Origin of the sequence: Klebsiella sp. PL-2018, assembly GCF_019048985.1 — a bacterium.
GTDB classification, from domain to species: Bacteria; Pseudomonadota; Gammaproteobacteria; order Enterobacterales; family Enterobacteriaceae; genus Klebsiella; species Klebsiella michiganensis.
In genome coordinates this window covers 3,328,300-3,354,785 of record NZ_CP077673.1, presented here as the reverse complement: position 1 = coordinate 3,354,785, position 26,486 = coordinate 3,328,300, and the positions used below count along the sequence as shown (strand labels likewise).

At 59.2% G+C, this 26,486-nt stretch carries 25 protein-coding genes; 12 read left to right on the top strand and 13 right to left on the bottom strand.

Annotated features, from left to right (window positions below; genetic code table 11):
- Nucleotides 1–43: 43 nt before the first annotated feature.
- From MKleb_RS15590 to MKleb_RS15545, 10 genes are all read right to left on the bottom strand, one after another.
- Entirely contained in the window at nt 44–1,978 is a 1,935-nt protein-coding gene (locus MKleb_RS15590) for an exoribonuclease II (protein ID WP_032749434.1), read from the bottom strand.
- 81 nt (nt 1,979–2,059) lie between these two features.
- Nucleotides 2,060–3,217 (bottom strand): carboxymuconolactone decarboxylase family protein, encoded by a 1,158-nt coding sequence (locus MKleb_RS15585; RefSeq protein WP_025106990.1) that lies wholly within the window; start codon nt 3,215–3,217, stop codon nt 2,060–2,062.
- Between the two features lie 182 nt (nt 3,218–3,399).
- Nucleotides 3,400–4,188 carry an enoyl-ACP reductase FabI gene (fabI, locus tag MKleb_RS15580; protein ID WP_004121225.1) on the bottom strand — a complete coding sequence of 263 codons (789 nt, stop codon included), beginning with the start codon at nt 4,186–4,188 and terminating at the stop codon, nt 3,400–3,402.
- 237 nt (nt 4,189–4,425) lie between these two features.
- A complete protein-coding gene (gene sapF, locus MKleb_RS15575; protein ID WP_004850180.1) occupies nt 4,426–5,235 on the bottom strand; it encodes a putrescine export ABC transporter ATP-binding protein SapF in 810 nt (269 codons plus the stop codon).
- Nucleotide 5,236: 1 nt separating this feature from the next.
- Nucleotides 5,237–6,229 carry a putrescine export ABC transporter ATP-binding protein SapD gene (gene sapD / locus MKleb_RS15570; protein ID WP_004850183.1) on the bottom strand — a complete coding sequence of 331 codons (993 nt, stop codon included), beginning with the start codon at nt 6,227–6,229 and terminating at the stop codon, nt 5,237–5,239.
- Complete coding sequence (gene sapC / locus MKleb_RS15565; RefSeq protein WP_004139490.1) at nt 6,229–7,119, bottom strand: putrescine export ABC transporter permease SapC; 891 nt, start codon at nt 7,117–7,119, stop codon at nt 6,229–6,231. The genes sapD and sapC overlap by 1 nt, the downstream gene beginning before the upstream one ends.
- A complete protein-coding gene (sapB, locus tag MKleb_RS15560) occupies nt 7,106–8,071 on the bottom strand; it encodes a putrescine export ABC transporter permease SapB (RefSeq protein ID WP_004850191.1) in 966 nt (321 codons plus the stop codon). Before sapB ends, sapC begins: the two co-directional genes overlap by 14 nt.
- A complete protein-coding gene (gene sapA, locus MKleb_RS15555; protein ID WP_004850192.1) occupies nt 8,068–9,711 on the bottom strand; it encodes an ABC transporter substrate-binding protein SapA in 1,644 nt (547 codons plus the stop codon). The genes sapB and sapA overlap by 4 nt, the downstream gene beginning before the upstream one ends.
- A gap of 358 nt (nt 9,712–10,069) precedes the next feature.
- The gene (locus MKleb_RS15550) at nt 10,070–10,354 is read right to left on the bottom strand and encodes a hypothetical protein (protein WP_004850195.1); all 285 of its coding nucleotides are present in this window, start codon (nt 10,352–10,354) and stop codon (nt 10,070–10,072) included.
- Nucleotides 10,355–10,524: 170 nt separating this feature from the next.
- Nucleotides 10,525–12,831 carry a helix-turn-helix domain-containing protein gene (locus tag MKleb_RS15545; RefSeq protein WP_217075979.1) on the bottom strand — a complete coding sequence of 769 codons (2,307 nt, stop codon included), beginning with the start codon at nt 12,829–12,831 and terminating at the stop codon, nt 10,525–10,527.
- A gap of 169 nt (nt 12,832–13,000) precedes the next feature.
- On the opposite strand from MKleb_RS15545, the gene MKleb_RS15540 reads away from it, so the two are divergent.
- Together MKleb_RS15540 and MKleb_RS15535 are read left to right on the top strand one after the other, a co-directional pair.
- The gene (locus tag MKleb_RS15540) at nt 13,001–14,170 is read left to right on the top strand and encodes a M20 aminoacylase family protein (RefSeq protein ID WP_025106992.1); all 1,170 of its coding nucleotides are present in this window, start codon (nt 13,001–13,003) and stop codon (nt 14,168–14,170) included.
- A gap of 25 nt (nt 14,171–14,195) precedes the next feature.
- Complete coding sequence (locus MKleb_RS15535) at nt 14,196–15,587, top strand: MFS transporter (protein WP_004850201.1); 1,392 nt, start codon at nt 14,196–14,198, stop codon at nt 15,585–15,587.
- Here MKleb_RS15535 and pspF read toward each other — a convergent pair.
- Complete coding sequence (gene pspF / locus MKleb_RS15530) at nt 15,578–16,567, bottom strand: phage shock protein operon transcriptional activator (RefSeq protein WP_014838225.1); 990 nt, start codon at nt 16,565–16,567, stop codon at nt 15,578–15,580. The two genes, MKleb_RS15535 and pspF, sit on opposite strands and share 10 nt — an antisense overlap.
- Before the next feature lie 152 nt (nt 16,568–16,719).
- On the opposite strand from pspF, the gene pspA reads away from it, so the two are divergent.
- The 9 genes from pspA to MKleb_RS15485 all read left to right on the top strand — a co-directional run bounded on the left by pspA (nt 16,720) and on the right by MKleb_RS15485 (nt 24,163).
- On the top strand, nt 16,720–17,388 hold the full coding sequence (gene pspA, locus MKleb_RS15525) for a phage shock protein PspA (RefSeq protein ID WP_004121203.1): 669 nt from the start codon (nt 16,720–16,722) through the stop codon (nt 17,386–17,388).
- Nucleotides 17,389–17,438: 50 nt separating this feature from the next.
- Nucleotides 17,439–17,663, top strand: a complete 225-nt coding sequence (pspB, locus tag MKleb_RS15520; RefSeq protein ID WP_004101459.1) for an envelope stress response membrane protein PspB — start codon at nt 17,439–17,441, stop codon at nt 17,661–17,663.
- Nucleotides 17,663–18,022, top strand: coding sequence for an envelope stress response membrane protein PspC (gene pspC / locus MKleb_RS15515; RefSeq protein ID WP_025106993.1), 360 nt, complete (start codon nt 17,663–17,665; stop codon nt 18,020–18,022). The genes pspB and pspC overlap by 1 nt, the downstream gene beginning before the upstream one ends.
- Nucleotides 18,023–18,041: 19 nt before the next feature.
- A complete protein-coding gene (gene pspD / locus MKleb_RS15510) occupies nt 18,042–18,272 on the top strand; it encodes a phage shock protein PspD (protein WP_004101464.1) in 231 nt (76 codons plus the stop codon).
- Nucleotides 18,273–18,305: 33 nt separating this feature from the next.
- Nucleotides 18,306–18,620 (top strand): thiosulfate sulfurtransferase PspE, encoded by a 315-nt coding sequence (pspE, locus tag MKleb_RS15505; RefSeq protein WP_014229028.1) that lies wholly within the window; start codon nt 18,306–18,308, stop codon nt 18,618–18,620.
- An 88-nt stretch (nt 18,621–18,708) separates the two neighbouring features.
- On the top strand, nt 18,709–20,106 hold the full coding sequence (locus tag MKleb_RS15500) for a YcjX family GTP-binding protein (RefSeq protein WP_014229029.1): 1,398 nt from the start codon (nt 18,709–18,711) through the stop codon (nt 20,104–20,106).
- Entirely contained in the window at nt 20,103–21,164 is a 1,062-nt protein-coding gene (locus tag MKleb_RS15495; RefSeq protein ID WP_025106994.1) for a YcjF family protein, read from the top strand. Before MKleb_RS15500 ends, MKleb_RS15495 begins: the two co-directional genes overlap by 4 nt.
- Nucleotides 21,165–21,449: 285 nt before the next feature.
- A complete protein-coding gene (tyrR, locus tag MKleb_RS15490; protein WP_217075977.1) occupies nt 21,450–22,991 on the top strand; it encodes a transcriptional regulator TyrR in 1,542 nt (513 codons plus the stop codon).
- Between the two features lie 116 nt (nt 22,992–23,107).
- A complete protein-coding gene (locus MKleb_RS15485; protein ID WP_025106995.1) occupies nt 23,108–24,163 on the top strand; it encodes an AbrB family transcriptional regulator in 1,056 nt (351 codons plus the stop codon).
- A gap of 45 nt (nt 24,164–24,208) precedes the next feature.
- On the opposite strand, the gene tpx is transcribed toward MKleb_RS15485, so the two are convergent.
- Nucleotides 24,209–24,715 (bottom strand): thiol peroxidase, encoded by a 507-nt coding sequence (gene tpx / locus MKleb_RS15480; protein WP_004850226.1) that lies wholly within the window; start codon nt 24,713–24,715, stop codon nt 24,209–24,211.
- Between the two features lie 101 nt (nt 24,716–24,816).
- Between tpx and ycjG the strand changes: the two genes are divergently transcribed.
- Complete coding sequence (gene ycjG, locus MKleb_RS15475; RefSeq protein ID WP_004850227.1) at nt 24,817–25,782, top strand: L-Ala-D/L-Glu epimerase; 966 nt, start codon at nt 24,817–24,819, stop codon at nt 25,780–25,782.
- On the opposite strand, the gene mpaA is transcribed toward ycjG, so the two are convergent.
- Nucleotides 25,773–26,486 carry a murein tripeptide amidase MpaA gene (mpaA, locus tag MKleb_RS15470; RefSeq protein WP_025106996.1) on the bottom strand — a complete coding sequence of 238 codons (714 nt, stop codon included), beginning with the start codon at nt 26,484–26,486 and terminating at the stop codon, nt 25,773–25,775. The genes ycjG and mpaA overlap by 10 nt on opposite strands.

Genomic DNA, 26,486 nt, shown 5'->3' with positions numbered 1-26,486 from the left:
GCTAAAATGCGGCTCCATATAAGGGAGCCGCACAGGTGAACTATCAGGCGGCTGGACGCGCAATCACGCTACGGGTTTCCATGCGCACTTCGGCAATCGTGACGTCGATAACATCCGTGACTTTGTAGACGACTTCGCCTTTGATCTGCACGGTGCCGTTTTCCTGGCTGCACACCAGTTCATCGCGCACGGCGTGAAGGAACGGCGCCGGGATAAAGGCAACCGCGCCGTTATCAACCAGACGCACGCGCATGCCGCCGCGGCTGACATCGATAATCTCAGCTGCAAACCGGGTAGTGGTGCCGGCCTGCGGATTCAGATAGCGGGCGTACAGCCAGTCTCCAACATCGCGCTCCGCCATGCGGTTGAGGCGACGGCGTTCAGCCATTTGGATCGCAACGTCATCCTGCGGACGGGAGATCGCTTCCCCTTTGATAATTGCTTTCAGCAGACGATGGTTAATCATATCGCCGTACTTACGGATCGGGGAAGTCCAGGTCGCATAGGCCTCAAGACCCAGGCCGAAGTGCGGACCCGGCTCGGTGCTGATTTCCGCAAACGACTGGAAGCGACGAATACGGCTATCGAGGAAACCAGACGGCTGCGCGTCCAGCTCGCGACGCAGCTTGCAGAAGCCTTCCAGCGTCAGCACTTCCACCGGGTCAACGTGCACATCGTGAGTCTTCAGTAAGGCCGCGAGCTGCTCGGTGTTGGCCGGATCGAAACCGGTGTGGACGTTATAAACGCCGAAACCGAGTTTGTCGCGCAGCACGCGGGCGGCACAGATGTTGGCGGCAATCATTGACTCTTCAACGATGCGATTGGCGATACGACGCGGTTCGGCGACGATATCCAGCACTTCGCCCTTGTCGCCAAGCACAAAGCGGTAATCCGGGCGGTCCTTGAATACCAACGCGTGGTTTTTACGCCATTCGCTACGACGCAGGCAGGCCTCCTGCAGCAGCTTAATTTGCTGGGCGATAGTCTCGCTTCCCGGCTGCCAGCCACCGTTATTTTCCAGCCAGTCGGAAACATCATCGTAGGCCAGCTTCGCTTTCGACTCGATGGTCGCCGCGAAGAACTGAATATCATCTTCGATGGTGCCGTCATCCGCGAGGATCATGCGGCAGGCCAGAACCGGGCGAACCTCGTTGGGGCGCAGAGAGCAGAGGTCGTCCGAGAGCTCGCGCGGCAGCATCGGAATGTTGAAGCCCGGCAGATAGTTGGTAAAGGCGCGAATTTTCGCCGTGTTGTCCAGCTTGCTGCCTTCGGCAATCCACGCGGTCGGATCGGCGATAGCGACGGTCAGATGCAGCTTGCCGTCAGCGGTTTGCTCAACGTACAGCGCATCGTCCATATCTTCGGTGCTGGCGCTGTCGATGGTCACGAAAGCCAGGGCCGTTAAATCACGGCGTTCCAGACCTTCATCAAGCATCTCGGTCGCCACGCCGTCCGGCGCTTCTTTTTCCAGATTATGACGCGCCAGGGTGACCCACCATGGAACGAAATGATCGTCGCCGTAGGTAATGTACTGGGTGAGCTCAGCGTAGAAACCGCGGTCGCCTTTCAGCGGATGACGGCGCATTTCGGCAACGGCCCAGTCACCCTCTTTAAAATCATGCTCTACGCCGCGCGCGGCGCGGCAAGGAATGGCATCTTTCAGCAGCGGATGGTCAGGAACGATGGAAAGACGATCGTCTTTCTTATGAACTTTGCCGACAAAACGCGTCAGGAACGGCTCAACCAGTTCTTCAGGCTCAGCGCTTTCGCGTTCCTTTTCAGTATTGACCACGGCGATAATACGATCGCCATGCATCACTTTTTTCATTTGCGGCGGCGGAATGAAATAGCTTTTCTGCGAGTCGACTTCGAGGAAGCCAAATCCTTTTTCCGTCCCCTTAACGACCCCTTCAACGCGCGGAGTCTGGGAATGCAGTTGCTGTTTAAGCTGCGCTAGCAGCGGGTTGTCCTGAAACATAATTTCGTATTTTCGTGGCTAAAAGAGCGGCTGACATTTTTACGCGAATATGCCTGCCGCAGCAAGCGCTGTTTCAGCATTTTACGTCTCCTGACGTACATTCCCGAGGGCGATTTTCAGCCGATTCATCCAACCGCACAGCCCGCACCAGGCGAGTAGATCGATAGCCGCGCTACGGGAAAGCCCGTAATCAGTGAGGGGAGTTAGCTGGGCGGCGCTGAAGCGGTCGGGCGCGCGGGTCAAAAGCTGTACGGATTGTAGAAGCTGGCGTTCCATTGACGGGTTGTCTCCCCATGGCTGGACGCCGGATTCATTACCACGCAAAGCGTCCGTGAGATCGGCTAAATCTGGACATCGCGAGGCCCACGCGTTAAAGCAGCTGATGCTGCCATTAATCCGCGCAGCGATCAGCGCCACCTGCGCGGCGAACGGTTGCCGATCGCTGAGGTGGGTCAGAAGCTGTTCCTGCAGAGCCAGAGGAGGTTCCTGAGCCGCCAGCAGCGGGGCAAGTTCAAACAGGCCCGGATGTTTTCGCCAGTTCGCTAAAAGAGACTGGCGCTCATCGTCGGCATAGCGTAAGTCCGCGTCGTCAAGTCCTGGCTGCCAGTCACTCTCCCTCGTGACGAAAAGCGCTTCCGGGGCATCTTCCTGCTGCGGCATGCCGGGGATCCAGCGCACCGGGTAACCCAGCGCGGCATGGAAGGCGGCGATAGCGCGGGCCTGGAAGCTGATAAAGCCAATAATCTGATTGATAAGGATAATATCGCGACTGGTCAGGCCGACTTCGTCCAGCTGGCTGCGGGCGAGCGCGTTGATCAGCGAAGGAGAGCTCGCGAGCTGACGCGCGTACTGGGTAATTTGCGCCAGACGACGGTTGCTCTCACGCGAGGAGTCCGGGCCGGGAAGCGGCGCCAGGCGAGCGGCGTAGTGATTACACAGGCGCTGTACGCCATAAACCTGGGCGACGGTCAGCGCCGTACTTAGCCGGTCATAGGCGCTAAATGTCTGTAGACGGTTAACCGTCACTGACGCGGGAAAGAGGGTATCTGCCAGCCGACGGGCCGGCGTAAGCCAGCGCGCATGCGCCTCTAGCAGCTCCCGGGGGAGAGTCAGATCGAGTAGAAAACGATCTTCGACATGGGCGGCTTCAGGGACGAGCGGCAATACATCCACCGGGCAGATTGTTGACTGGGTCTCATGATACCAGTGGTTTTTGCCGTTAACGCGGCGTTGCTCCATGGGCGTTCCTTGTTCGGTATGTGGCAAACCGCCGTTTCGCGGTCATGCTATGCGGAACTATCCTGGCTTAACCCTGGAGCGGGAGAAAATATTGATCCGTGCTAACAAATAGCGGATTGGAATAACAGAAGGAAAGCGCGGGGGAAATACCCCTCCTCGCGGGCGCGAGGAGGGTAACGAACTTATTTCAGTTCCAGCTCGTTCATGGCGGCGATGCTGAAGCCGCCGTCAACGTGAACGACTTCGCCGGAGATGCCGGCAGACAGGTCGGAGCACAGGAATGCTGCGCTGTTGCCCACGTCTTCAGTGGTGACGGTGCGACGGATCGGGGTGACCGCTTCGCAGTGCGCCAGCATCTTACGGAAATCTTTAATACCGGAAGCCGCCAGGGTACGGATCGGACCGGCAGAGATGGCGTTAACGCGAACGCCTTCCGGGCCCATGGCGTTCGCCATGTAGCGCACGTTAGCTTCAAGAGAGGCTTTCGCCAGACCCATCACGTTGTAGTTCGGGATGGCGCGCTCTGCGCCCAGGTAGGAGAGCGTCAGCAGGGCGGAGCCCGGGTTCAGCATACCGCGGCAGGCTTTCGCCATCGCCACAAAGCTGTAGGCGCTGATATCGTGAGCGATTTTGAAACCTTCACGAGTCACCGCGTTAACGTAGTCGCCGTCCAGCTGGTCTGCCGGCGCAAAGCCGATAGAGTGGACGAAACCGTCGAACTTCGGCCACACTTTTGCCAGCTCGGTGAACAGAGACTCGATGCTCTCATCTTCCGCGACATCGCACGGCAGGACGATATTAGAGCCCAGCGCGGCGGCAAATTCTTCCACACGACCTTTCAGTTTTTCGTTCTGATAGGTGAACGCCAGTTCAGCCCCTTCACGGTGCATGGCTTGCGCGATGCCGTAGGCGATGGACAGTTTGCTGGCAAGGCCAGTCAACAGAATGCGCTTACCGGAAAGAAAACCCATAGCTTTTAATCCTTATCGTTATTGCGTATTTTTACTTTAACAATCATTTGGTTAGCATTGTTATTTCAAAATAACTCAAATTTAGCCGGGAATTATATCCCACTGACGACCCCTTGTGTCACGATATTTTTCTGCCATTCGCCACGTCATATCGCGCTTTGGCTACCGTGTATACAAGAGTATACCATCGGATATGACGGCGACCTGGCGCTAGCGCCGTGCAAATTACGCCTCGGTTTATTTACCGTCTTTACGCCAGGCATCGGCAGTCAGCGCCTCGCCGAAATGACCGGCAATCAGGCGTTTTGTCAGCTCGTGCAGCGGAGACGCCAGAACGTCGGCGGTGCTGCCGCGTTCGACCACTTCGCCCTGATGCATCACCAGCACCTGATCGCTGATGTGCTTCATCATGCCCAGATGCTGAGTCACGTAAATGTAGGAGATACCCTGTTTTTCCTGCAGCTCCAGCATCAGGTTTATCAGCTGCGAGCGCATTGACATATCCAGCGACGCCAGCGCTTCATCGCAGACGATGACCTTCGGACGCAGGATCAGCGCGCGCGCCAGGCCCAGACGCTGTTTCTGTCCCGGCGCCAGCATATGCGGGTAGTAGCTGACGTGGTCCGGCAGCAGGCCAACCATTCGCAACGTTTCGATAATCTGCTTCTGCCGCGCCTCGGGTTCAAGGTCAGTGTTCAGACGCAGCGGAAAATCGAGGATTTGCGAAATACGCTGCCGCGGATTGAGCGAGGTCGACGGATCCTGAAAGATCATGCGAATCTTCTGGCTGCGGAAAGAGTAATCGCCAAACGCCAGCGGGCGATCGTCAATCAGCAGTTCGCCGGTGCTGGGTTCGACCATTCCGGCGAGCATTTTTGCCAGCGTTGACTTGCCGGAGCCGTTCTCGCCGATAATCGCCAGCGTCTGGCGCTCGCGCAGGGTAAAGCTTAACGGCTTAACCGCCTCCACCGTTTGCCGATGAAACCAGCCGGTGCGGTAGCGAAAGGTCTTACTCAGATTGCGCACTTCAAGCAATGTTTCGACCATTTCACTCTTTCTCCATGTTCAGCGGGAAATGACAGGCATAGAGGTGGTTACGGGCGCCCACCAGCCGGGGCGTTTCGATACATTCGCGCTGGGCATAGGGGCAGCGCGGCCCGAGCCGGCAGCCGATGGGCAGCTGTTCGAGCAAGGGGATCGCCCCCGGCAAGGTGTTGAGCCGACTCTTGTGCGGCATGGCGCTGCCGAAATCGGGAATCGCCCGAATCAGCGCCTGGGTATAGGGATGGTGCGGAATTGTCACCAGCTCTTCGCTCGGCGCGGTTTCCACCGTCTGCCCGCAGTACATCACGTTGATTTTGTCCGCCCATTTACTGAGCATCTGCATATCGTGACTGATCAGCAAAATGGTGGTGTTATTGTTTTGGTTTAACCGCGTCAGCAGGCGGATGATTTGCGCCTGCGTCGTGGCCTCCATGGCGTTGGTCGGCTCATCGGCGATCAGCAGCCGCGGCTGGTTAGCCAGCGCGATGGCGATCATGACCTTCTGGCACTCTCCGTCAGTCAGCTCGTAGGGGAAGCTGCGCATCGCATCTTTATGGTCTTTGATCCCCACGCGGTGCAGGAGCTCAATGGCGCGCCGCTTGCGCCAGCCCAGGCGCTGCCACCAGCGGCCTTTAAAGGTCCAGCCGGGAATATTCTGCGTTAATTGCTGGCCGATCCGTTCGGAAGGGTCGAGACAGGATTGCGGCTCCTGAAAAATCATTGAGACGTTGTGGCCCACCAGCTTACGCCGCTCGCGCACCGAGAGACGCAGCAGATCGATGTCGTCGAAGCGCATGCGGTCGGCGGTTACCCGCCAGTTGTCCTTGGTGACGCCGCATATCGCTTTAGCTATTAAGCTTTTGCCGGAGCCGGACTCCCCGACGAGGCCGCGTATTTCCCCCTCGGCGAGAGTCAGGCTGACGCGATCGACGGCTTTCACCCAGCCTTCGTTGGTCTTGAATTCAATGGTTAAATTACGGATGTCGAGTAACGGCATTATTCCACCCCGGCGATGATGGCGCGGCGGATCCCGTCGCCCAGCAGATTAACCAGCAGGACGCTTATCATGATTGCCGCACCCGGCAGCATCACCGTCCACGGCGCCACGTAAATCAGCTCCAGCGCGTCGCCGAGCATCGCTCCCCATTCGGGGGAAGGCAGTTGAGCGCCGAGATCGAGGAAGCCCAGCGCAGCGATATCCAGGATCGCCATCGACAGCGCGCGGGTGATCTCGGTGACCAGGCCTGAGGTAATATTCGGCAGCACCGCGAACCATAAAATATTCAGCGTCGAGGCCCCGTCAAGGCGGGCGGCGATAACGTACTCTTTTTCCAGTTCGTCATGCACCATGCTGTAGACCGAACGCACCATCCGCGGCAGAAGCGCCAGCCAGACGGCGAACATCGCGTGGCTGAGGTGCGGCCCGGCGAAGGCGACCACGATAATGGCCAGCAGCAGGGACGGGATCGACAGCAGCGTGTCAAGAATATGGTTCATCACCGCCGACCGCAGGCCGTGGGTAGAACCGGCAATCACGCCAAGCACCAGTCCCAGCAGGGCGGCGCCCAGCGTCACCACAAACGCGCCGCCGACCGTCGGCGCCGCGCCGCTCAGCAGGCGGCTCAGGACGTCGCGACCGAGATCGTCGGTACCGAGAAAGAACGACACTTCGCCGTACCGCGACCAGGACGGCGGCAGCAGCTGGTAGCCGAGAAACTGCTGGTCGATGCCGTAAGGAGCGAACCAGCCGCCGAAAACGCACAGCAGCGCCAGCGCCGCACAGCCGTACAGGCCGATCATGGCGGTCGTATCGCCGTAGAATTTTCGCCATACGGTGCGCAGCGCACCCGGCGGGCGCTTCTCCAGATAGACGCTATCGTAGGGCATACCATTCCTTATGTTTCAGTGGGTTAGCCATAGCACCCAGAATATCGGATATCACGTTCACAATGATCACCAGCGCGCCGATGACCATCACGCCCGCTGAGATCGCGGCGTAGTCCTGTTGGCGAATCGCGTTAATCAGCCAGCGGCCCAGCCCCGGCCAGCTAAAGACCATTTCGGTAATCATCGCCAGCGTTAGCATGGTGGAAAACTGCAGCCCCAGGCGCGGGATCACCGGCGGCAGGGCGTTGTGCAGGACGTGGCGGTGTAAAATCGTCCGCCGCGATACGCCGCGGGTGGCGGCGGCTTTGACATAGTTGGTGTCGTATACTTCGCTGGTGCTGATACGCATCAAACGGATCACTTCCGTCGTCGGCGCTACCGCCAGGGTTAGCACCGGCAGCACCATGTGGCGCGCCGCGCTGACGATCATTTCATGGCGCCACGGAGAGTCGGATAGCCATGCGTCGATCAGCGCAAAGCCGGTGACCGATTTCACTTCATACAGCAGATCGAAGCGCCCGGAGACCGGAAACCAGCCCAGGGTAAGGGAGAAAAACAGGGTCAGCAGCAGCGCCAGCCAGAAGACGGGAATCGAAAAGCCCAGCAGCGCGAGGGCGCTGATCAGGGTATCTTGCCATTTGTTGCGCATAATGCCCGCCAGCATACCGACGGGGATCCCGACCACCAGCGCGAAGCCGAAGGCGAGGATACAGAGCTCCATGGTGGCGGGAAAGACCTCTTTAAGCTGCTCGGAAATCAGCTGACCGTTGATGCTGGAAACGCCGAAATCCCAGTGCAGCACGCCCTCAAACCAGAATAGCCAGGCGTTCCACAGCGAGGCGCCCTGCAGCGGCGCGTGGGGCGTAAAATAGCTCAGGCTAAAACCGACAAAGGTCAGCAGGAAGAGGGTAATCAGCAACAGCAGCAGGCGACGCAGAGTAAAAATAATCATGGTTTTTTCACCTCGTCTTCTTTTTCCCGCGAGACGCCTGCGAAAGAGGCGTTGCCAAACGGGCTCAGCACCAGGCCTTTCATGTCGTAACGATAGGCCTGCAAGCGCAGGGAGGAGGCCAGCGGCAGCACCGGCAGTTCATTGGCAAGAATGCGCTGCGCCTCTTTATAGGCCTCAATGCGCGAGGCCAGCTGCTGCGAAGTGAGCGCCTTTTGCAGCACCTCGTCGAATTCGCGATGACACCAGTGAGCATAGTTGGTTTGTGAGGTAATCGCCGCGCAGCTCAAAAGCGGACGGAAAAAGCTGTCCGGATCGTTACTGTCCGTTGCCCAGCCGGACAGCGTCAGGTCATGACTCATATCCATTAATCTGGCCTCCTGGAAGCGGCCTTCGACCGGCACAATAATCACCTTCACGCCAATTTGCGCCATATCCGCCTGAATAAGCTCGGCGGTTTTCAGCGGGCTGGGGTTCCAGGCCTGCGAGCTGGTTGGCACCCACAGCTTAAGCGTTAGATTTTCCAGCCCCAGGGCTTTCAGCCGGGCGCGGGCTTCCGTGGGGTTATATTCGGTGATCCTGGCGTCGTTATCGTAGGCCCAGGAGGCGCGAGGCAGCATAGACGCGGCGGTTTCCGCCGTGCCGTAGTAGATAGACTGCATCAGGCGCTGATTATTGATGGCCAGCGCCAGCGCATGGCGCACCTCAGGATTATCGAGCGGCGGCTTAGCGGTGTTAAACGCCAGCCAGGCGATGTTCATTCCCGGGCGCAGGGTCAGGCGCAGACGCGGGTCGTCACGCAGAATAGAGAGCTGGCTTGCGGCGGGCCAGGCCAGCACGTCGCACTCGCCGGTCAGCAGTTTTGACAAGCGGCCGGTGCCGCCGGAGCCGAGATCGACCACCACCTGCGGCATCAGCGGTTTACCGCGCCAGTAGGCCGGATGGCGCTGCAGGCGAATGTACTGACCGCTGCGATACTCCTCCAACTGGAACGGACCGGTGCCGACCGGTTGCCGGTCGATCAGTTCCTGGCGATCGTTCTGCGCCAGCTTCGCGGCATACTCTGCCGACATCACCGAGGCGTAGTGGGTGGCCAGATGCCACAGGAACGAGGCGTCCGGGCGTTTGAGGCGAAACTCGACGGTATGACTATCCAGCTTACGCACGCTTTCCACGCTGTCGGCAAACTGTAAGCTATCGAAATAGGGAAAGCTGCTGCCGTTAACGTTGTGCCACGGGTGGTCGCGATTAAAAATGCGGCCAAAGGTGAAAATGACGTCATCGGCATTAAAATTACGGGTCGGTTTGAACCAGGCGGTGGTCTGAAAAGGCACGTTGTTGCGCAGGTGGAAGCGGTAGGTTGCGCCGTTGTCCAGCACCTCCCAGCTTTCTGCCAGTTCGGGAACCAGGCGATAAGTATAGGGGTCGACGTCAAGCAACCGGTCATAGAGCTGGGCGGCCAGGGTATCGACAATCAGGCCGCTGCTGACCTTTTGCGGGTTGAAGGTGTTGACCTGTCCGCTCACGCAATAAACGAAGCCGCTATCGCGAATATCCGCGTGCGCAGGCAGCGCTGGCGCGGCAAAAGCTTGCCCGTACAGCATACATACCGCTGCCAGGAGAGAAGACAATTTCAGGCGCATAGTTTCTTTTTGATTATAGAGCAAGGCTCTATCTTATTAATATTAAATAACATTTACCACCACCTTATTGCTCATGGAGATAATATAAGCGAGGGCTGCGTCGGTTATTTGACCAACTGATTCAAATTCATACTGCTTATTAACTTCGAGTATACCTCGTAAATCATCCGACGTTTGTCATCAGGCAAGCGAGGGGTTGAGCAAAGCGTATTTTCGATTCATCTGCCGCACGGCTTGAGGAAGCTATGGGTATTGAGCATGTATTTGCGTCGAAGCCCCGATATCCGCCACATGGTATCTTTTTATTGGCGGTTTCTCCAGCCAGCCGTGGCTGTACGGCTGGCTGGCGGTCGAGGCGCTACAGGGGAAGGAGTCGGTTATAGCGGGCGATGTAATCTTTGGGATTAATTTCCAGCTTTTCGCCATCGTGATGGTGGGCAACATAAGTACGCAGTACCAGGCCGCTGTTTTGCGGCGTAATTGTCCAGCCCTGTTGACGATATGCATCTTCGGTTGAGCGGATAAGCAGGTCCGAAAAGATCATCATGACCGAGAGCGCCGGCGCGCGGTGGCTTTTCATGGTATGGACCAGGCTGACGTGCGCCGCATAGCGGCCGAGCGTTGAAGGATTAACCGGAATCATCTTTATTTTCAGTCCATTGAGTCATGATGCGCTGATGATAGTTCACATGAGGATATCTTGCTAGTTACAATTTTATAACCCCATGCGAACGGGCTGCCGCGCAAGCAAAAGCTATTTTTCACGGCACAGGCCGCTTGCAGAAAGAAACAGGGTAGTGACGCTGTCACTTTTCAATCGCCGAGCGGCGTGAATTCATAAAGCGCCAGCGCATTGCTCTCCAGCGAATCGACAAGCTGCCAGCGGTCGCTATCGGGCGTCTCTTCACTGACGCGCAGCGCCGGACGCGCTCTGTGCATCAGCCAGCGATAGTCCTCATCGTCCGGTCCGCTTTGGCTGCGAAAGGCCTCAAACAGCGGGAAGAGCGCGCCATGGTGCCGATCGAACAGGTGATGTTTGATTCGCCAGCGTCCTTCAAGGCCGAGCAGGCGCACGCTCCAGGGCTGACTAAAGCGCTGGATAAACGCCTCCTCGCTGGAAAGCCAGGGATTGAAAACTACCGTGTTGCGCAGCAGTAGCTGATAATGGCCGTTATGGCGCAGCAGCAGCAAGTTCTTGTCGTTGATCACCACCTCGCCCCGCAGCCTGCGCCACAGCCATAGCACCCAGTAGACCGGTCGCGGCAGACCGTGGAGATAGTGCAGCGCCAGGCTGGAAGTATCCAGCTTGCCGTTGGCGCGGGCTTCCCCCTGCAGCCCTGAATTCAGCCAGAACCCCGCGAGCCAAACCTGATCCGCCAGTCCCAGCAGATTATCCATCAGCAGCGCGCCGCGAAAGAAACGGCCGTTGGTATCGCGGGTATCGCCGGTGAGGGTATTCCACGAGAGCAGCCAAAGCGGCAGCAGGAGCTGCCGCTGGCGCAGCGCGCTATGAAGTTTGCGCAATTTGTGTACCGGATAGTTTTCGCTGGCGGCCAGTTTCTGGCTATCCACCTGCGCGAGATCCAGCAGTTCATTAGCATCGGCCTGGCAGGCCAGAAAATCCGCCTCGACCAGCAGCGGTGAACGCAGAAGGGGATCGTCCTCCACCTGTTGAGGGAAACGGTGCCAGATCCCCAGCGCCGACTGCGGCGATAGCCTCTGCAGGATCGCCTTTTGTTGCCGCCAGGCGTGCTGGCGGGCCTCGTCGCTGGCCTGAGGGGACCAGTGCCAGACGAAGTGCCAGCTGGCGAGGGTTGCCGGCGGAAAATGGTTAGCGGACAGAGAGAGGAAACGTTGCAGCAGGTCGCCGCGGGTGGTGAGCCCGGTATGCAGTATCACCGCCAAGCCCTGGGTCGCCAGCCAGCTAAAAATGCGCTGCAGGTTATACCAGCAGGCATACCCGGCCATTTGCGGATCGTCCCAGCCGGTGCCGAACAGGCGGCTGCTGAGAAACGGATCGTGAATATCGATGGCGAATATCGGCAGCGCGTCGTGCAGCTGTTCCAGTTCGCGGCGGACATCCTCGCGCAGCAGATCGTCCAGTTCACGAACGGTAATCACCATTCGGGTGTGACGCAGCGGCGCGCCGCGCGCCGGGAGTTCGCGAACATCGAGATGGCGGGTTTGTTGGGGGCTGAGCCGCAGCGGCGGGCTATCCAGACCGTAGGTTTGCGGCGCGTTGAGCCGGGCGTACAGCCGATCGATTGACACCGGCTGCCATCGCTCGGTCTGCTGTAGGTGCGGGCGGAGAGATTCGACCGCCGTCTGCGGGTGCTGCTGGCGGAACTGGCGCGGCGTCAGGCCGTGCTCGCGTTGAAACAGGTCGCTCATCACCCGGCTGCTGGCAAAGCCCTGCTGCTGAGCGATCTGCTGTATCGATTGACGCGTCGTCGTCAGCTGCTCCGCGGCTTTGCGCAGGCGCAGCCCGGTGATGTACTGCATAAAGCTGACGCCCACCTCTTTGCGGAACAGACGCGAGAGCCAGGCCTCAGAAACAAACTCCGCGGCGGCTATCTCCTGCAGCGACAGGCGCCGTTGATAGTTGGCGTCGATTCGCGCCACCACTCTGTTAATTCGCTGGCTCCAGCGTTCGGCTCCGCGAGACGCCTGGGCGGTGAGGGGACGGCTGAAGCGTGACGCCAGCAGGAGAGCAATTTCGCTAAGCCAGCGGTTGGCCTCCAGCCGGTAGTGGGCCTGCGGATTGACCAGACCGAGGACCAGCAGCTGGCGCATCAGGTAGCGCAGGGTGTCTTCGGCATCGCGGGTTTCGCTGCTGCTCTGGTAGGCGGAGGCAAAAAAATCGCAGTCGAGGCGGGTCAGCCATCCGGCGTTCAGCGACAGCACCATCACGACGTTCGCCGTCTTGCTGTGCAGGCTCCAGCGGCGATGACGATTCACTATCGCCAGTTCATCGGCCTGCAGGTACCGACCCGTCTCGCCATCGCGGAGTTCGACGCTGCCCTCAAGCAGCCATAGCAGCGTCAGAGCATCGTTTTCCTGCTGGCTCAGCTGCCGGATATCGCGAACCACAACCTGAAAGTCGCCTGAATGATGCTCCACCGTCGCCTCCTGAAGACAAAAAACAGCACCTCATTTTTTGTCATAACCGTTTTGTATGAAAAACACTCATTAATAATCCGTCACTATAAAACAAAAAAGCGCATTTTAAAGCCAACAGGGATGCATAAACTCGAAAGTGTCGTGCAAACACAACACAGGAATAATAAAAATGACACACCCGATTATTGAGGCATTACAGGTTAACGAGGCGCAGTTTGTCGCGCTTCGCCGCCGTTTCCATCAGCAGCCGGAAATTGGTTTTGAAGAGCATAAAACCAGCGAAGAGGTTGCCCGCCTGCTCGGCGAATGGGGCTATCAGGTTCACCGCGGTCTGGCGGGCACCGGCGTGGTCGGTACTTTACGCGTCGGCGAGGGTAAAAAACGGTTGGGGCTACGGGCGGATATGGACGCCCTGCCGATGCAGGAGATGAGCGGCAAAGCGTGGGCCAGCCGGGTCGACGGTCGGTTTCACGGCTGCGGCCACGATGGCCATACCACCACGCTATTGTACGCCGCGGAATATCTGGCGCGCACCCGGCAGTTTAACGGCACCCTGCAGCTTATTTTTCAGCCTGCTGAGGAATTACTCTACGGCGGTCGGGTCATGCTGGAAGACGGCCTGTTTGACCAGTTCCCCTGCGATGCCATTTTTGGCCTGCATAATATGCCGGGGCAGCCGTTAGGCAGAATCGGCCTGCGCGATGGGGCGATGATGGCCTCCTCGGATACTCTCCATATTGAAGTCAAAGGGGTGGGCGGACACGGCGCGGTACCGGAGCATACCGTCGACGCCACGCTGGTTGCCTGTCATATCACCCTGGCGCTGCAATCCATTGTTTCCCGAAACATCACGCCGTTTGAACCAGCGGTCGTGACCGTGGGCAGCATTCAGGCCGGGCACGCCCCGAACATTATCAACGACAAGGTGTTAATGAAGCTCACGGTGCGCACCTTAAACGAACAGGTTCGCGAGACCGTCCTGCAGCGCATTCACGATATCGCCGTTGCTCAGGCCGAGAGCTTTAACGCCAGCGCCGCCTTAACCCACGTTAACGGCAGCCCGGTTTTAAGGAACGATCCGGCTGCCAATGAGATGGTCCGCACGGTGGCGACCGCGCTGTTTGGCGAGGCGCAGGTCGGCGAGGTGAAGCCGTTTATGGGCAGCGAAGATTTTGCTTTTATGCTCGAGCGCAATCCGAACGGCAGCTATTTCACCATCGGGGCCGGGGACGAAGCGGATCGCTGCATGGTGCATAACCCGGGATACGACTTCAACGATGCGCTGTTGCTGAAAGGTGCCGCGCTGTGGTGCGCCCTGACGGAACACTATTTGCGTTAATGTCCGCAACGAAGAGGACCCTGCTATGAGTTCTGTATCGCTAAGCGAAGCGCAGTTCGTCGGCACCGATCGTCTGCTGGCGGGTATTGTATTGAGCGTTCTGACCTTCTGGCTGTTTGCCCAGTCGGTGATTAACGTGGTTCCGGCGATGAAGAGCAGCCTCGATATTTCGCTGGAAACCCTGACCCTGGCGGTGAGCCTGAGCGCGTTATTCAGCGGCTGCTTCGTGGTCGCCAGCGGCGGGCTGGCGGATAAATTCGGCCGCATGCGCATGACTACCCTGGGCCTGATCCTCAGCATTGTCGGTAGCGCAATGCTGGTGCTCTCTCAGGGACCCGCGCTGTTCCTCGCCGGGCGCGTTTTACAGGGGCTGTCGGCCGCCTGCATCATGCCGGCGACGCTGGCGTTAATTAAAACCTGGTATGAAGGCAAAGCGCGCCAGCGGGCGGTCAGCTTCTGGGTCATCGGCTCGTGGGGCGGCAGCGGTCTGTGTTCGTTTGTCGGCGGCGCGATCGCCACCGGTCTGGGCTGGCGCTGGATCTTTGTTTTCTCCATCGCGGTAGCGCTGGCGGCGCTGTTTTTGCTGCGCGGTACGCCGGAAAGCCGCAGCGCCAGCGCGCAGCAGCATAAGCTGGACATCAGCGGCCTGCTCAGCCTGATCCTTGCGCTGGTGCTGCTAAATCTGTTTATCAGCAAAGGCCACGGCTGGGGCTGGACCAGCGCAACCTCGCTGGCGATGCTGGCCGGCGCGCTGGCATCGGGGCTGTTTTTTATCCGCAGCGGCCAGCGTAAGGGCGACGCGGCGCTGATTGATTTCGCGCTGTTTCGCAACCGGGCCTACAGCGCCGCGGTATTGTCGAACTTTATGCTCAACGGCGCCATCGGTACGATGATGATTGCCAGCATCTGGCTCCAGCAGGGGCATCATCTGAGCCCGCTGGAGAGCGGAATGATGACGCTCGGCTATCTGGTTACCGTGCTGGCGATGATTCGGGTGGGCGAGAAGCTGCTGCAACGCTACGGCGCGCGTTTGCCGATGATGAGCGGCCCGGTCTTTACCGCGGTCGGTATTCTTCTTATCTCCTGCACCTTCCTCGATAAATCGACCTATATCGTCACGGTCTTTTTCAGCAACGTGCTGTTTGGCTTCGGCCTGGGCTGCTACGCCACCCCGTCAACGGACACCGCGGTGGTTAACGCTCCCGAGAATAAGGTAGGCGTGGCCTCGGGGATCTATAAGATGGGCAGTTCGCTCGGCGGGGCGATGGGCATTGCGGTGACGGCGTCACTTTTTGCGCTGTTTTTACCGCTCGGCATGGCCAGCGCGGCGCAGTATGCGCTGTGGTTTAACGCCGCGCTCTGCCTGGGTTCAATGGCGGTGAGCGCGCTGCTGCTTCCGCGTACAGGTCAAAGCTGATGTTTTTTCAGCAGCGCCCGCAGCTGGTGGTAGGTTAGCCCCAGCAGTTCGGCCGCCTGCTTTTGATTGTACTTCGCCTGTTCGAGGCTTCTCTCGAGCAGGCTTTTTTCTTGCTCCTGCTGGAAAGCGCGTAAATCGAGCGGCAGCGTGGGGCCAGGCGTCTTCTCCACTTCGACGGGCGTTGCCGCGTGCTGCTGGCGGAAGGGGTTAATAATAATATTATCCAGCTCGCGCTCGCTGCTGCCGTGGCGGTAGACCGAGCGTTCAACCACGTTTTTTAATTCACGGATATTCCCCGGCCAGCGGTAGTTCTGCAGCGTCATGGCGGCGCGTTCGCTAAAGCCGGGAAACAGCGGCAGTCCGAGCTCGCGGCACATCTGGATAGCAAACTGGGTGGCGAGCAGCATGATGTCGCTCTGGCGCTCGCGCAGCGGCGGCAGCTGCACCACATCAAAGGCCAGACGGTCGAGAAGGTCGGCGCGAAAAAGTCCGTCTTCCACCATTTGCGGCAGGTCGGCGTTGGTCGCGCACACCAGGCGGACGTTAACCTGCAGCGGTTGGCTGCCGCCGACGCGCTCCAGTTCGCCATACTCAATCACGCGCAGCAGTTTTTCCTGTACCAGCATCGGCGCGGTGGCCAGCTCATCGAGAAACAGGGTACCGCCGTCGGCGCGCTCGAAGCGCCCCGGGTGACGTTTACTGGCCCCCGTAAAGGCGCCGGCCTCATGCCCGAACAGCTCCGAATCGAGCAGATTTTCATTGAGCGCCGCGCAGTTCAGGGAGATAAACGGCCCCTGCCAGCGGGAAGAGAGGAAGTGCAGACGGCTGGCAATCAGCTCCTTGCCGGTTCCGCGCTCGCCAATCACCAGCACCGGTTTATCGAGCGGCGCCAGTCTTGAGACCTGCTCCAGCACCTCAAGAAAGCTATTGGCCTCGCCGAGCAGGTTGTCCTTGTAATCCGCCATGATGAATTTCGCCATTTAGTAGTGTGATTCACCAGGTCACTTTAGCAATGCGCTGGCCGGATAACAACCACTTCCATTAAAATCAATAAGATAAAAACTTGGCACGGCATTTGTATTAGTCATGGCACAGGCCGGTGCCTGATACCAGAACTATGAGGATTGAAATTATGGGTATTTTTTCTCGTTTTGCCGACATCGTGAACGCCAACATTAACTCTCTGCTGGAGAAAGCGGAAGATCCGCAGAAGCTGGTTCGGCTGATGATCCAGGAGATGGAAGACACGCTGGTTGAAGTCCGTTCGACCTCGGCGCGGGCGTTGGCTGAAAAGAAACAGCTGAGCCGTCGTATTGAACAGGCCGTTGCCCAGCAGGCGGAATGGCAGGAAAAAGCCGAACTGGCGCTGCGTAAAGAGAAAGAGGATCTGGCCCGTGCGGCGCTGATCGAAAAGCAGAAGCTGACCGACCTTATCGGCAGCCTGGAAAACGAAGCGCAGCTGGTTGATGAAACGCTGGCGCGGATGAAAAAAGAGATTGGCGAGCTGGAAAACAAACTCAGCGAAACCCGCGCCCGTCAGCAGGCGCTGATGCTGCGTCATCAGGCTGCAAGCTCCTCCCGCGACGTTCGCCGTCAGCTGGACAGCGGTAAGATTGACGAGGCGATGGCGCGTTTTGAATCGTTTGAACGCCGCATCGATCATATGGAAGCCGAAGCCGAAAGCCACCGCTTCGGTAAAGATAAATCGCTGGATCAGCAGTTCGCCGATCTGAAAGCGGACGATGAAATCAGCGAGCAGCTGGCGGCGTTGAAAGCCAAAATGAATCAAAATAACCAGTAATATCTTCGGGCGGCACCAAGACGTGCCGCCGCCATCAGCAAGGAGTTCACATGAGCATGCTTTTTCTCGCCATCCCTTTGACGTTGTTTGTGCTGTTTGTTTTGCCGGTCTGGCTCTGGCTGCATTACAACAACCGCACCGCCAGCGGCAGCCTATCGCAGAACGAACAGCAGCGCCTGCTGCAGCTGACCGATGACGCGAAGCGTATGCGCGAGCGTATTCAGGCGCTGGAGGCGATTCTTGACGCTGAGCATCCGAACTGGAGAGAGAAATAATGAGCGGACTGGATCTGAGTAAAAAACTGTGGCGCATTCCGCAGCAGGGCATGGTGAAAGGGGTTTGCGCCGGCATCGCGCAGTATCTGGACGTGCCGGTTAAGCTGGTGCGCCTGATTACCGTACTGGCAATGATTTTTGGCCTGTTCCTGTTTGTGGTGGTGGCCTACATCATTCTCTCGTTTGCGCTGGATCCTATGCCGGAAAGCGAGCTGTATGGTGAAAAAACGCCGAGCAGCGGAGAGCTATTGGCCGCCGCGGATAAGGAGCTGGCAACAGGGGAGCGTCGTCTGCGTGAAATGGAACGCTACGTCACTTCCGACACCTTTTCGCTACGCAGTCGTTTTCGCCAGCTATAACTGAAAGTTGAGGTTAATAATGAACATGAAATGGCAGCAGGCCGGGCAAAAAGTCAAACCGGGTCTGAAAATCGCAGGCAAGCTGGTGCTGCTCACCGCGCTGCGCTACGGCCCGGCGGGCGTCGCAGGCTGGGCGGTAAAATCCGTCGCGCGTCGGCCGCTGAAAATGCTGCTGATGCTTGTTCTGGAACCGATGCTCAGCCGGGCGGCGCAGCGGTTTTCTAAACGTCGCGGATGGCGTATGTTATGAGTGCCTAAAAACTCACTCTATCAGGATGATAAAATGCGAAAACTGCTTCTGGGTTTAGCGCTGGCCATGGCCTTACCCGTCTTCGCGGCGGAGCACTGGATTGACGTCCGCGTTCCGCAGCAGTATCAAAAAGAACACGTCGACGGGGCGGTGAATATCCCGCTGGCGGATTTAAAAACGCGGATTGCGGCTGAAGTACCGGATAAAAACGATACCATTCACGTCTATTGCAACGTTGGCCGGCAATCTGGCCAGGCTCAGCAGATGCTGAGCGAAATGGGCTACACGCAGGTGGTGAATGCCGGCGGCCTCAGTCAGATCGCCAGGCCGAAAAGCGCCAGCAAATAATCTTCAGCCCCGTCGCAGCGGGGCTATTGCACTTTATGATTAGCCCTCATGTCTATTTCCCTCGTTCTTCAGGCTCAACAGGATGGCGATGAAGCGACTCAAAACAGAATTTAATGCGCTGGTGAATCGTGGGGTTGACCGGCATCTTCGCCTGGCCGTCACCGGCCTTAGCCGCAGCGGCAAGACCGCCTTTATCACCGCGCTGGTAAATCAACTGCTCAATATTCACGCCGGGGCGCGGCTGCCGCTGCTCAGCGCAGCGCGTGAAGAACGCCTGCTGGGCGTCAAGCGCGTCCCGCAGCGGGATTTCGGCATTCCGCGTTTTACCTATGACGAAGGGCTGGCCCAGCTGTACGGTCAGCCGCCGGTCTGGCCGACGCCCACCCGCGGCGTCAGCGAAATCCGCCTCGCTCTGCGCTACCGCTCCAACGATTCGCTGCTGCGCCATTTTAAAGAGACCTCGACCCTCTACCTGGAGATTGTCGACTATCCCGGCGAGTGGCTGCTGGATCTGCCGATGCTGGCCCAGGACTATCTGACCTGGTCACGGCAGATGACCGGATTACTGCAGGGGCAGAGGGCGGAGTGGTCAGCGCGCTGGCGGCAGCTATGCGAAGGACTGGATCCGCTGGCGCCCGCTGATGAAACCCGTCTGGCGGAGATCGCCGCGGCGTGGACCGACTATCTGCATACCTGTAAGCGCGAAGGGATGCACTTCATTCAGCCGGGGCGCTTTGTGCTGCCCGGCGAAATGGCCGGCGCGCCGGCGCTGCAGTTCTTCCCCTGGCCGGACGTTGATGCCGCCGGTGAAGCTAAGCTGGCGCAGGCGGACAAACAGACCAATGCCGGAATGCTGCGCGAGCGTTTTAAATACTACTGCGAGAAAGTGGTTAAGGGCTTCTACAAAGATCATTTCCTGCGCTTCGATCGGCAGATCGTGCTGGTAGATTGCCTGCAGCCGCTTAATAGCGGGCCGCAGGCGTTTAACGACATGCGTCTCGCGCTGACGCAGCTGATGCAAAGCTTCCACTACGGGCAGCGCACGCTGTTTCGTCGCCTGTTCTCACCGGTTATCGATAAGCTGCTGTTCGCCGCGACCAAAGCCGATCACGTCACCGTCGATCAGCACAGCAACATGGTGTCGCTGCTGCAGCAGCTGATTCAGGATGCCTGGCAGAACGCGGCGTTTGAAGGCATCAGCATGGATTGTCTGGGGCTGGCGTCGATTCAGGCGACGCAGAGCGGCCTTATCGAGGTGAACGGCGAGAAGATCCCTGCATTGCGGGGGCATCGGCTAAGCGACGGACAGCCGCTGACCGTCTATCCCGGCGAAGTGCCCGCGCGCCTGCCGGGTCAGGCCTTCTGGGAGCAGCAGGGCTTTCAGTTTGAAAACTTTCGCCCGCAGGTAATGGACGTTGATAAACCGCTGCCGCATATTCGCCTCGACGCGGCGCTGGAATTTTTGATCGGAGATAAATTGCGATGACCGAACCTTTAAAACCGCGTATCGATTTCGATGGCCCGCTGGAGGTGGAAAAGGCGCAAATTCTGAAATCCGCGCGCGCTTTTGACGGCGCCGATGCGGAGAAGTTCGCTCCAGCGCGGCTCGACGCGCCGGAAGAAGAAGAGGGCGCGGCGGAAGCGGCAGTGGAATCGGTGCTGCGACCTAAGCGCAGCCTGTGGCGAAAGATGGTCAGCGCCGGGCTGGCTATTTTTGGCGTCAGCGTCGTGGCGCAGGGCGTGCAGTGGACGATGACCGCCTGGCAAACGCAGGACTGGATCGCCCTCGGCGGCTGCGCTGCCGGCGCGCTGATCGTCGGGGCGGGCGTCGGTTCGGTGGCGACCGAATGGCGCCGGCTGTGGCGGCTACGCCAGCGCGCCCACGAGCGCGATGAGGCGCGGGACCTGATGCACAGCCATGCGGTCGGCAAAGGGCGCGCCTTTTGCGAAAAGCTGGCCCGGCAGGCGGGGCTGGATCACTCGCACCCGGCGCTGCAGCGCTGGTATGCGGCGATCCATGAAACGCAGAACGATCGTGAAGTGGTGAGCCTGTACGCGCAGATCGTGCAGCCGGTACTGGATGCGCAGGCGCGGCGTGAGATTAGCCGTTCGGCGGCGGAATCGACGCTGATGATTGCCGTCAGCCCGCTGGCGCTGGTGGATATGGCGTTTATCGCCTGGCGTAATTTACGTCTGATCAACCGCATCGCCACTCTGTACGGTATTGAACTGGGCTACTACAGCCGCCTGCGCCTGTTCCGCATGGTGCTGCTGAATATCGCTTTTGCCGGCGCCAGCGAGCTGGTGCGGGAAGTCGGGATGGACTGGATGTCGCAGGATCTCGCGGCCAGGCTATCGGCGCGCGCGGCGCAGGGAATTGGCGCCGGTCTGCTGACGGCGCGGCTGGGTATTAAGGCGATGGAGCTGTGCCGTCCGCTGCCGTGGATCGCCGACGATAAACCGCGGCTGGGGGATTTTCGCCGCGAGCTGATCGGCCAGCTAAAAGAGACGTTGCAAAAGAGCAAAAGCAGCGCGGAAAAATAAGTCGCTAAAGCATTCCCGGCTTGCGGCGTGAACGCTTTAGCCGGGCTACCGTTTCACAGAAGGCTGTAACCTGTAGCCCGGCTACGCGCAGCGCAAGTCGGGGAGAAAAGCAGAAGCGATGATAGCCGCTCATCTCATCGTCATTTTTCCTCTGAGCGCATAACTTTACGGCAGAAAGGCCATTTTTCCGCCATACTGTCAATAATTGTTGACAGCTATCTTCACGCCAGCAAATAACTGTCCTATCATTCATCGGTTATTGGCCTCTTTAGGGTGAAAACGCCTATGCGTCTTGAAGTCTTTTGTGAAGACCGTCTTGGTCTGACTCGTGAATTGCTCGATTTACTGGTGCTGCGCGGTATCGACCTGCGGGGCATCGATATTGACCCTATTGGCCGAATTTATCTCAACTTCGCCGAGCTGGATTTCGCCAGCTTCAGCAGCCTGATGGCGGAAATTCGTCGTATCGCCGGCGTCACCGACGTGCGCACCGTGGCGTGGATGCCGTCAGAGCGCGAACATCTGGCGCTCAGCGCGCTGCTGGTGGCGATGCCTGAGCCGGTGCTGTCTCTCGACACCAAAGGAAAAGTCGAACTGGCTAACCCGGCCAGCTGCCAGCTGTTTGGCCAGAGTCAGGAGAAGCTGCGCAGCCACCCGGTCGCGCAGCTGATTACCGATTTTAACGTCCAGCGCTGGCTGGAAAACAGTCCGCAGGAGTCCCACGTCGAGCACGTGGTGGTTAACGGGCAGAACTTCCTGCTGGAGATCACCCCGGTTTATCTCGAAGGCGAACACGGCGAGAAGGTACTAACCGGCGCGGTAGCGATGCTGCGTTCGACGGTCCGTATGGGGCGCCAGCTGCAAACGATGACCATTCAGGACACCAGCGCCTTTAGCCAGATCCTCGCCGTAGGCCCGAAAATGCGCCACGTTGTCGAGCAGGCCCGTAAGCTGGCCATGCTCAGCGCGCCGCTGCTGATCGTCGGTGATACCGGCACAGGGAAAGATTTGCTGGCCCACGCCTGCCATCTGGCCAGCCCGCGCGCGGGGAAACCTTATCTGGCGCTGAATTGCGGCTCCATCCCGGAAGACGCGGTGGAAAGCGAGCTGTTCGGCGACGCCGTTCAGGGTAAGAAAGGCTTCTTCGAGCAGGCTAACGGCGGCTCGGTTTTGCTGGATGAAATTGGCGAAATGTCGCCGCGCATGCAGACCAAGCTGCTGCGCTTCCTCAACGATGGAACTTTCCGCCGCGTTGGTGAAGATCATGAAGTCCACGTTGATGTCCGGGTGATCTGCGCTACCCAGAAAAACCTGGTGGAGCTGGTGCAAAAAGGGCTGTTCCGCGAGGACCTCTACTACCGTCTTAACGTCCTGACCCTGTATCTGCCGCCGCTGCGCGATTGCCCGCAGGACATCATGCCGCTGACCGAGCTGTTCGTGGCGCGTTTTGCCGATGAGCAGGGCATCCCGCGGCCGAAACTCTCCGCTGATTTGAACAGCGTTTTGATGCGCTACAGCTGGCCGGGCAACGTGCGCCAGCTCAAAAATGCGATCTATCGCGCGCTGACGCAGCTTGACGGTTTCGAGCTGCGCCCTCAGGATATTCTGCTGCCGGATCACGACGTCTCCTCGCTGGCGGTAGGCGAAGAAGCGATGGAAGGCTCGCTGGATGATATTACCCGCCGTTTCGAACGCTCGGTGCTCACCCAGCTTTATCGCAGCTTCCCCAGCACGCGTAAGCTGGCCAAGCGTCTTGGCGTCTCGCATACCGCTATCGCCAACAAGCTGCGTGAATATGGCCTGAGCCAGAAAAAGGGCGATGAGTAATGCCCGTCGGCCGGCTGCCTGCGCCGCCGGCCGGCATTTCCAGAAAAGGGAGGGGGGCTGGCGTCAAATGAATCGGTATATACTGCGTTTTTACCCTCTTTATGGCAGGTATACGCATGTGGATCTGGCGTAGTCATTTTTTTCAATGGATGAAACTGCTGGCGCTCTCCAGCGCGATCTCTTTTGTGCTGTTCTGGTTTCACCTTCCCGCCGCGCTGCTGCTGGGGCCGATGATTGCCGGCATCAGCCTGAGCCTGCGCGGTGCGGAAATTCGCGTACCCCGTCCCTTTTTTATTGCCGCCCAGGCGATTATCGGCTGCATGATTGCCCGCAGCCTGACGCCCTCCATTTTCGGCGTTCTGCTGGCAAACTGGGCGCTGGTGCTGCTGATTCTCTTTTCCACGCTCGCTATCAGCGCGCTGGCGGGATGGCTGCTGGTGCGCTACAGCGATCTGCCCGGCGCCACCGGAGCGTGGGGGAGTTCGCCGGGCGGCGCCTCGGCGATGGTGATTATGGCCCAGGAGTACGGCGCCGATGTCCGGCTGGTCGCGCTGATGCAGTATCTGCGGGTGCTGTTTGTTGCCGGCGCCGCGGCGCTGGTGGTGCGCGTCGCGCTCGGCGGTGAAGCGCAGGAGATGACTCAGCAGGTCGCCTGGTTTCCGCCGGTCAGCCGGCAGCTGCCGCTTACGCTGCTGTTGACGGCGGCGGCGGGGTGGCTTGGGCTGCGGCTGCGCTTTCCTTCCGGGGCGATGCTCTTCCCGATGCTGATTGGCGCGCTGGTGCAGGGAGAAGGCTGGCTGCTGCTCGAACTTCCCGAATGGCTGCTGGCGCTGGCCTATGCCGCCGTCGGCTGGAGCGTTGGTCTAAAGTTTAATAAACAGATTTTCCTGCTGGCGCTGAAAACCCTGCCGCAGATCCTGGCATCGATTATCGGCCTGATCCTGCTGTGCGCGCTGATGGCTTATGGGCTGACGCAGATTTTGCCGCTGGACTTTATGACCGCCTATCTGGCAACCAGTCCGGGCGGACTGGACACGGTGGCGATTATCGCCGCCGGTACGCGGGCGGATATGTCGTTTATTATGGCAATGCAGACGCTGCGCCTGTTCACCATCTTATTGACCGGCCCGGCGATTGCGCGCTTCATCTCCCGCTATGCGGCGCGGGAATAAAAAAAGCCCCCGTTTAACGAGGGCTTACATAACTCAGCGAGGATATTACGCTTTCAGCGCGGCCAGGGCTGCGTCGTAGTCCGGCTCTTCGGTGATTTCATTCACCAGCTGGCTGTAAACAACCTGGTCATTTTCATCAATGACGACCACAGCACGCGCCGCCAGACCGGCCAGCGGGCCCGCGGAGATAGCGACGCCGTAGTCGGCCAGGAACTGCGCGCCGCGCAGGGTAGACAGAGTGACAACGTTGTTCAGGCCTTCAGCGCCGCAGAAGCGAGACTGCGCGAACGGCAGGTCAGCGGAAATGCACAGCACGACGGTGTTGTCCAGTTCAGACGCCAGCTGGTTAAATTTACGTACCGATGCCGCGCAAACGCCGGTATCGATGCTTGGGAAAATGTTCAGCACTTTACGGGAGCCGGCGAACTGGCTCAGCGCGACGTCAGAGAGATCTTTGGCCACCAGCGTAAACGGCTGCGCTTTAGCGCCTGCCTGCGGAATGGTGCCTTGAACAGAAACGGGGTTGCCCTGGAAATGCACGGTTTGTGACATGGTTATCTTCCTGTTTACATATAGTTAACGTCGCGGCTAGTGTATGACATCCGTCATCAGCACGGCAAATCCTTTTAATACTTACCTGCGAGGTTCAGGGAATGCGAAATCTGCGAGTCTATGAAGAAGCCTGGCCGTTACATACTCCGTTTGTGATCGCCCGCGGCAGCCGCAGCGAGGCAAAAGTCGTGGTGGTGGAGATTGAAGAGAATGGCGTCAAGGGGACAGGTGAGTGCACGCCCTATCCTCGTTACGGAGAGAGTATAGCCTCGGTGATGGCGCAGATTATGGCGATTGGCGAACAGATTGAACGCGGCGTCTCTCGTGAGCAGATTCAGCACCTGCTGCCCCCCGGGGCCGCGCGTAACGCCGTGGACTGCGCGCTCTGGGACTGTCAGGCGCGCAGCGCGGGTAAGAGCATCGCGCAGCTGTTGGGCGTGACGCTGCCCAACCGGGTGGTTACGGCGCAAACGGTGGTTATCGGCACGCCGGACCAGATGGCGGCGAGCGCGGCGGCGCTGTGGGAAAAAGGGGCCACGTTGCTGAAAGTGAAGCTCGACGATCATCTGATTAGCGAGCGGTTGATTGCCATTCGTGAAGCGGTTCCGCAGGCAACGCTCATCGTGGATGCCAACGAAGCCTGGCGCAGCGATGGCCTGGCCGAGCGCTGTCAGCTGCTGGCGGATATCGGCGTGGCGATGCTGGAACAGCCGCTTCCGGCTGGGGCCGATGAAGCGCTGGAGAATTTTATCCACCCGCTGCCCATTTGCGCCGATGAGAGCTGTCATACGCGCGACAGCCTGGCGGCGCTGCGCGGCCGCTATGAGATGGTCAATATCAAACTGGATAAGACCGGCGGTCTGACCGAAGCGCTGCTATTGGCTGAGGAGGCGGAGCGCCTGGGATTTGCGCGGATGCTGGGCTGCATGCTGTGTACCTCAAGAGCGATCAGCGCGGCGCTGCCGCTGGCGCCGCTGGCCCGTTTTGCCGACCTCGATGGCCCGACCTGGCTGGCGGTGGACGTTGAGCCGGCGCTGCATTTTAGCACCGGCGTGCTTCATCTTTGAGGATGCCAGTGCAGCAGGTCCGTCATCGCCTGAAGGTATTTATCCGTCGCCTCGTCGGCGGATATCGGCGGGAATTCGGCGGTGATGCAGGGCAGGCCGATATCCGCGCACCAGCTGCCGAAGGAGCCGGGCGTTTCATAGCCGACGCTGCCCACCAGCGGCAGGCTGAACGCCCCGGCAAGCCACAGCCCCAGCGCGCTGTGGCCGGGGTCTTCAATACAGGCCAGCGGATCGTGAAACGAGACCACCCATGCGGGATGGATCTGGTGGATCAGCTGGCACAGCGCCTGGGTTTCCGGTTCTGAACCGGGTTTTTCGCCGGTGAGCAGAACCACATCGCGCTGTTCCGCCGCGCTGTTCCAGCGATAGACCGTTTCGCCTTCTTTCCAGTTTGCCGCCGGAAAATTCCGGTTCAGGTCGATGCCGCGCGCGTTGGCGCGCAGCCCCAGCTGGCAACCGTCCGGGTTGACCGCCAGCACGACATGATGGCGGCGCAGCTCGGGTTTGAGCGTACGTAGCGCGCAGGAGAGGGTGACAATCGATGCGTTTTCATCGCCGTGGGTACCGGCAAGGATCAGGCCGCTGCGGCTATCGGCCAGCGGTGCAGGGAACCACAGCAGCGGTGCGCCGAGGTGAGACTGGCCATAGCGTTGTGTGCCGGGCGGAAAATCACCGCGCTGAGGGCGAGGACGAGAAACGGGCAT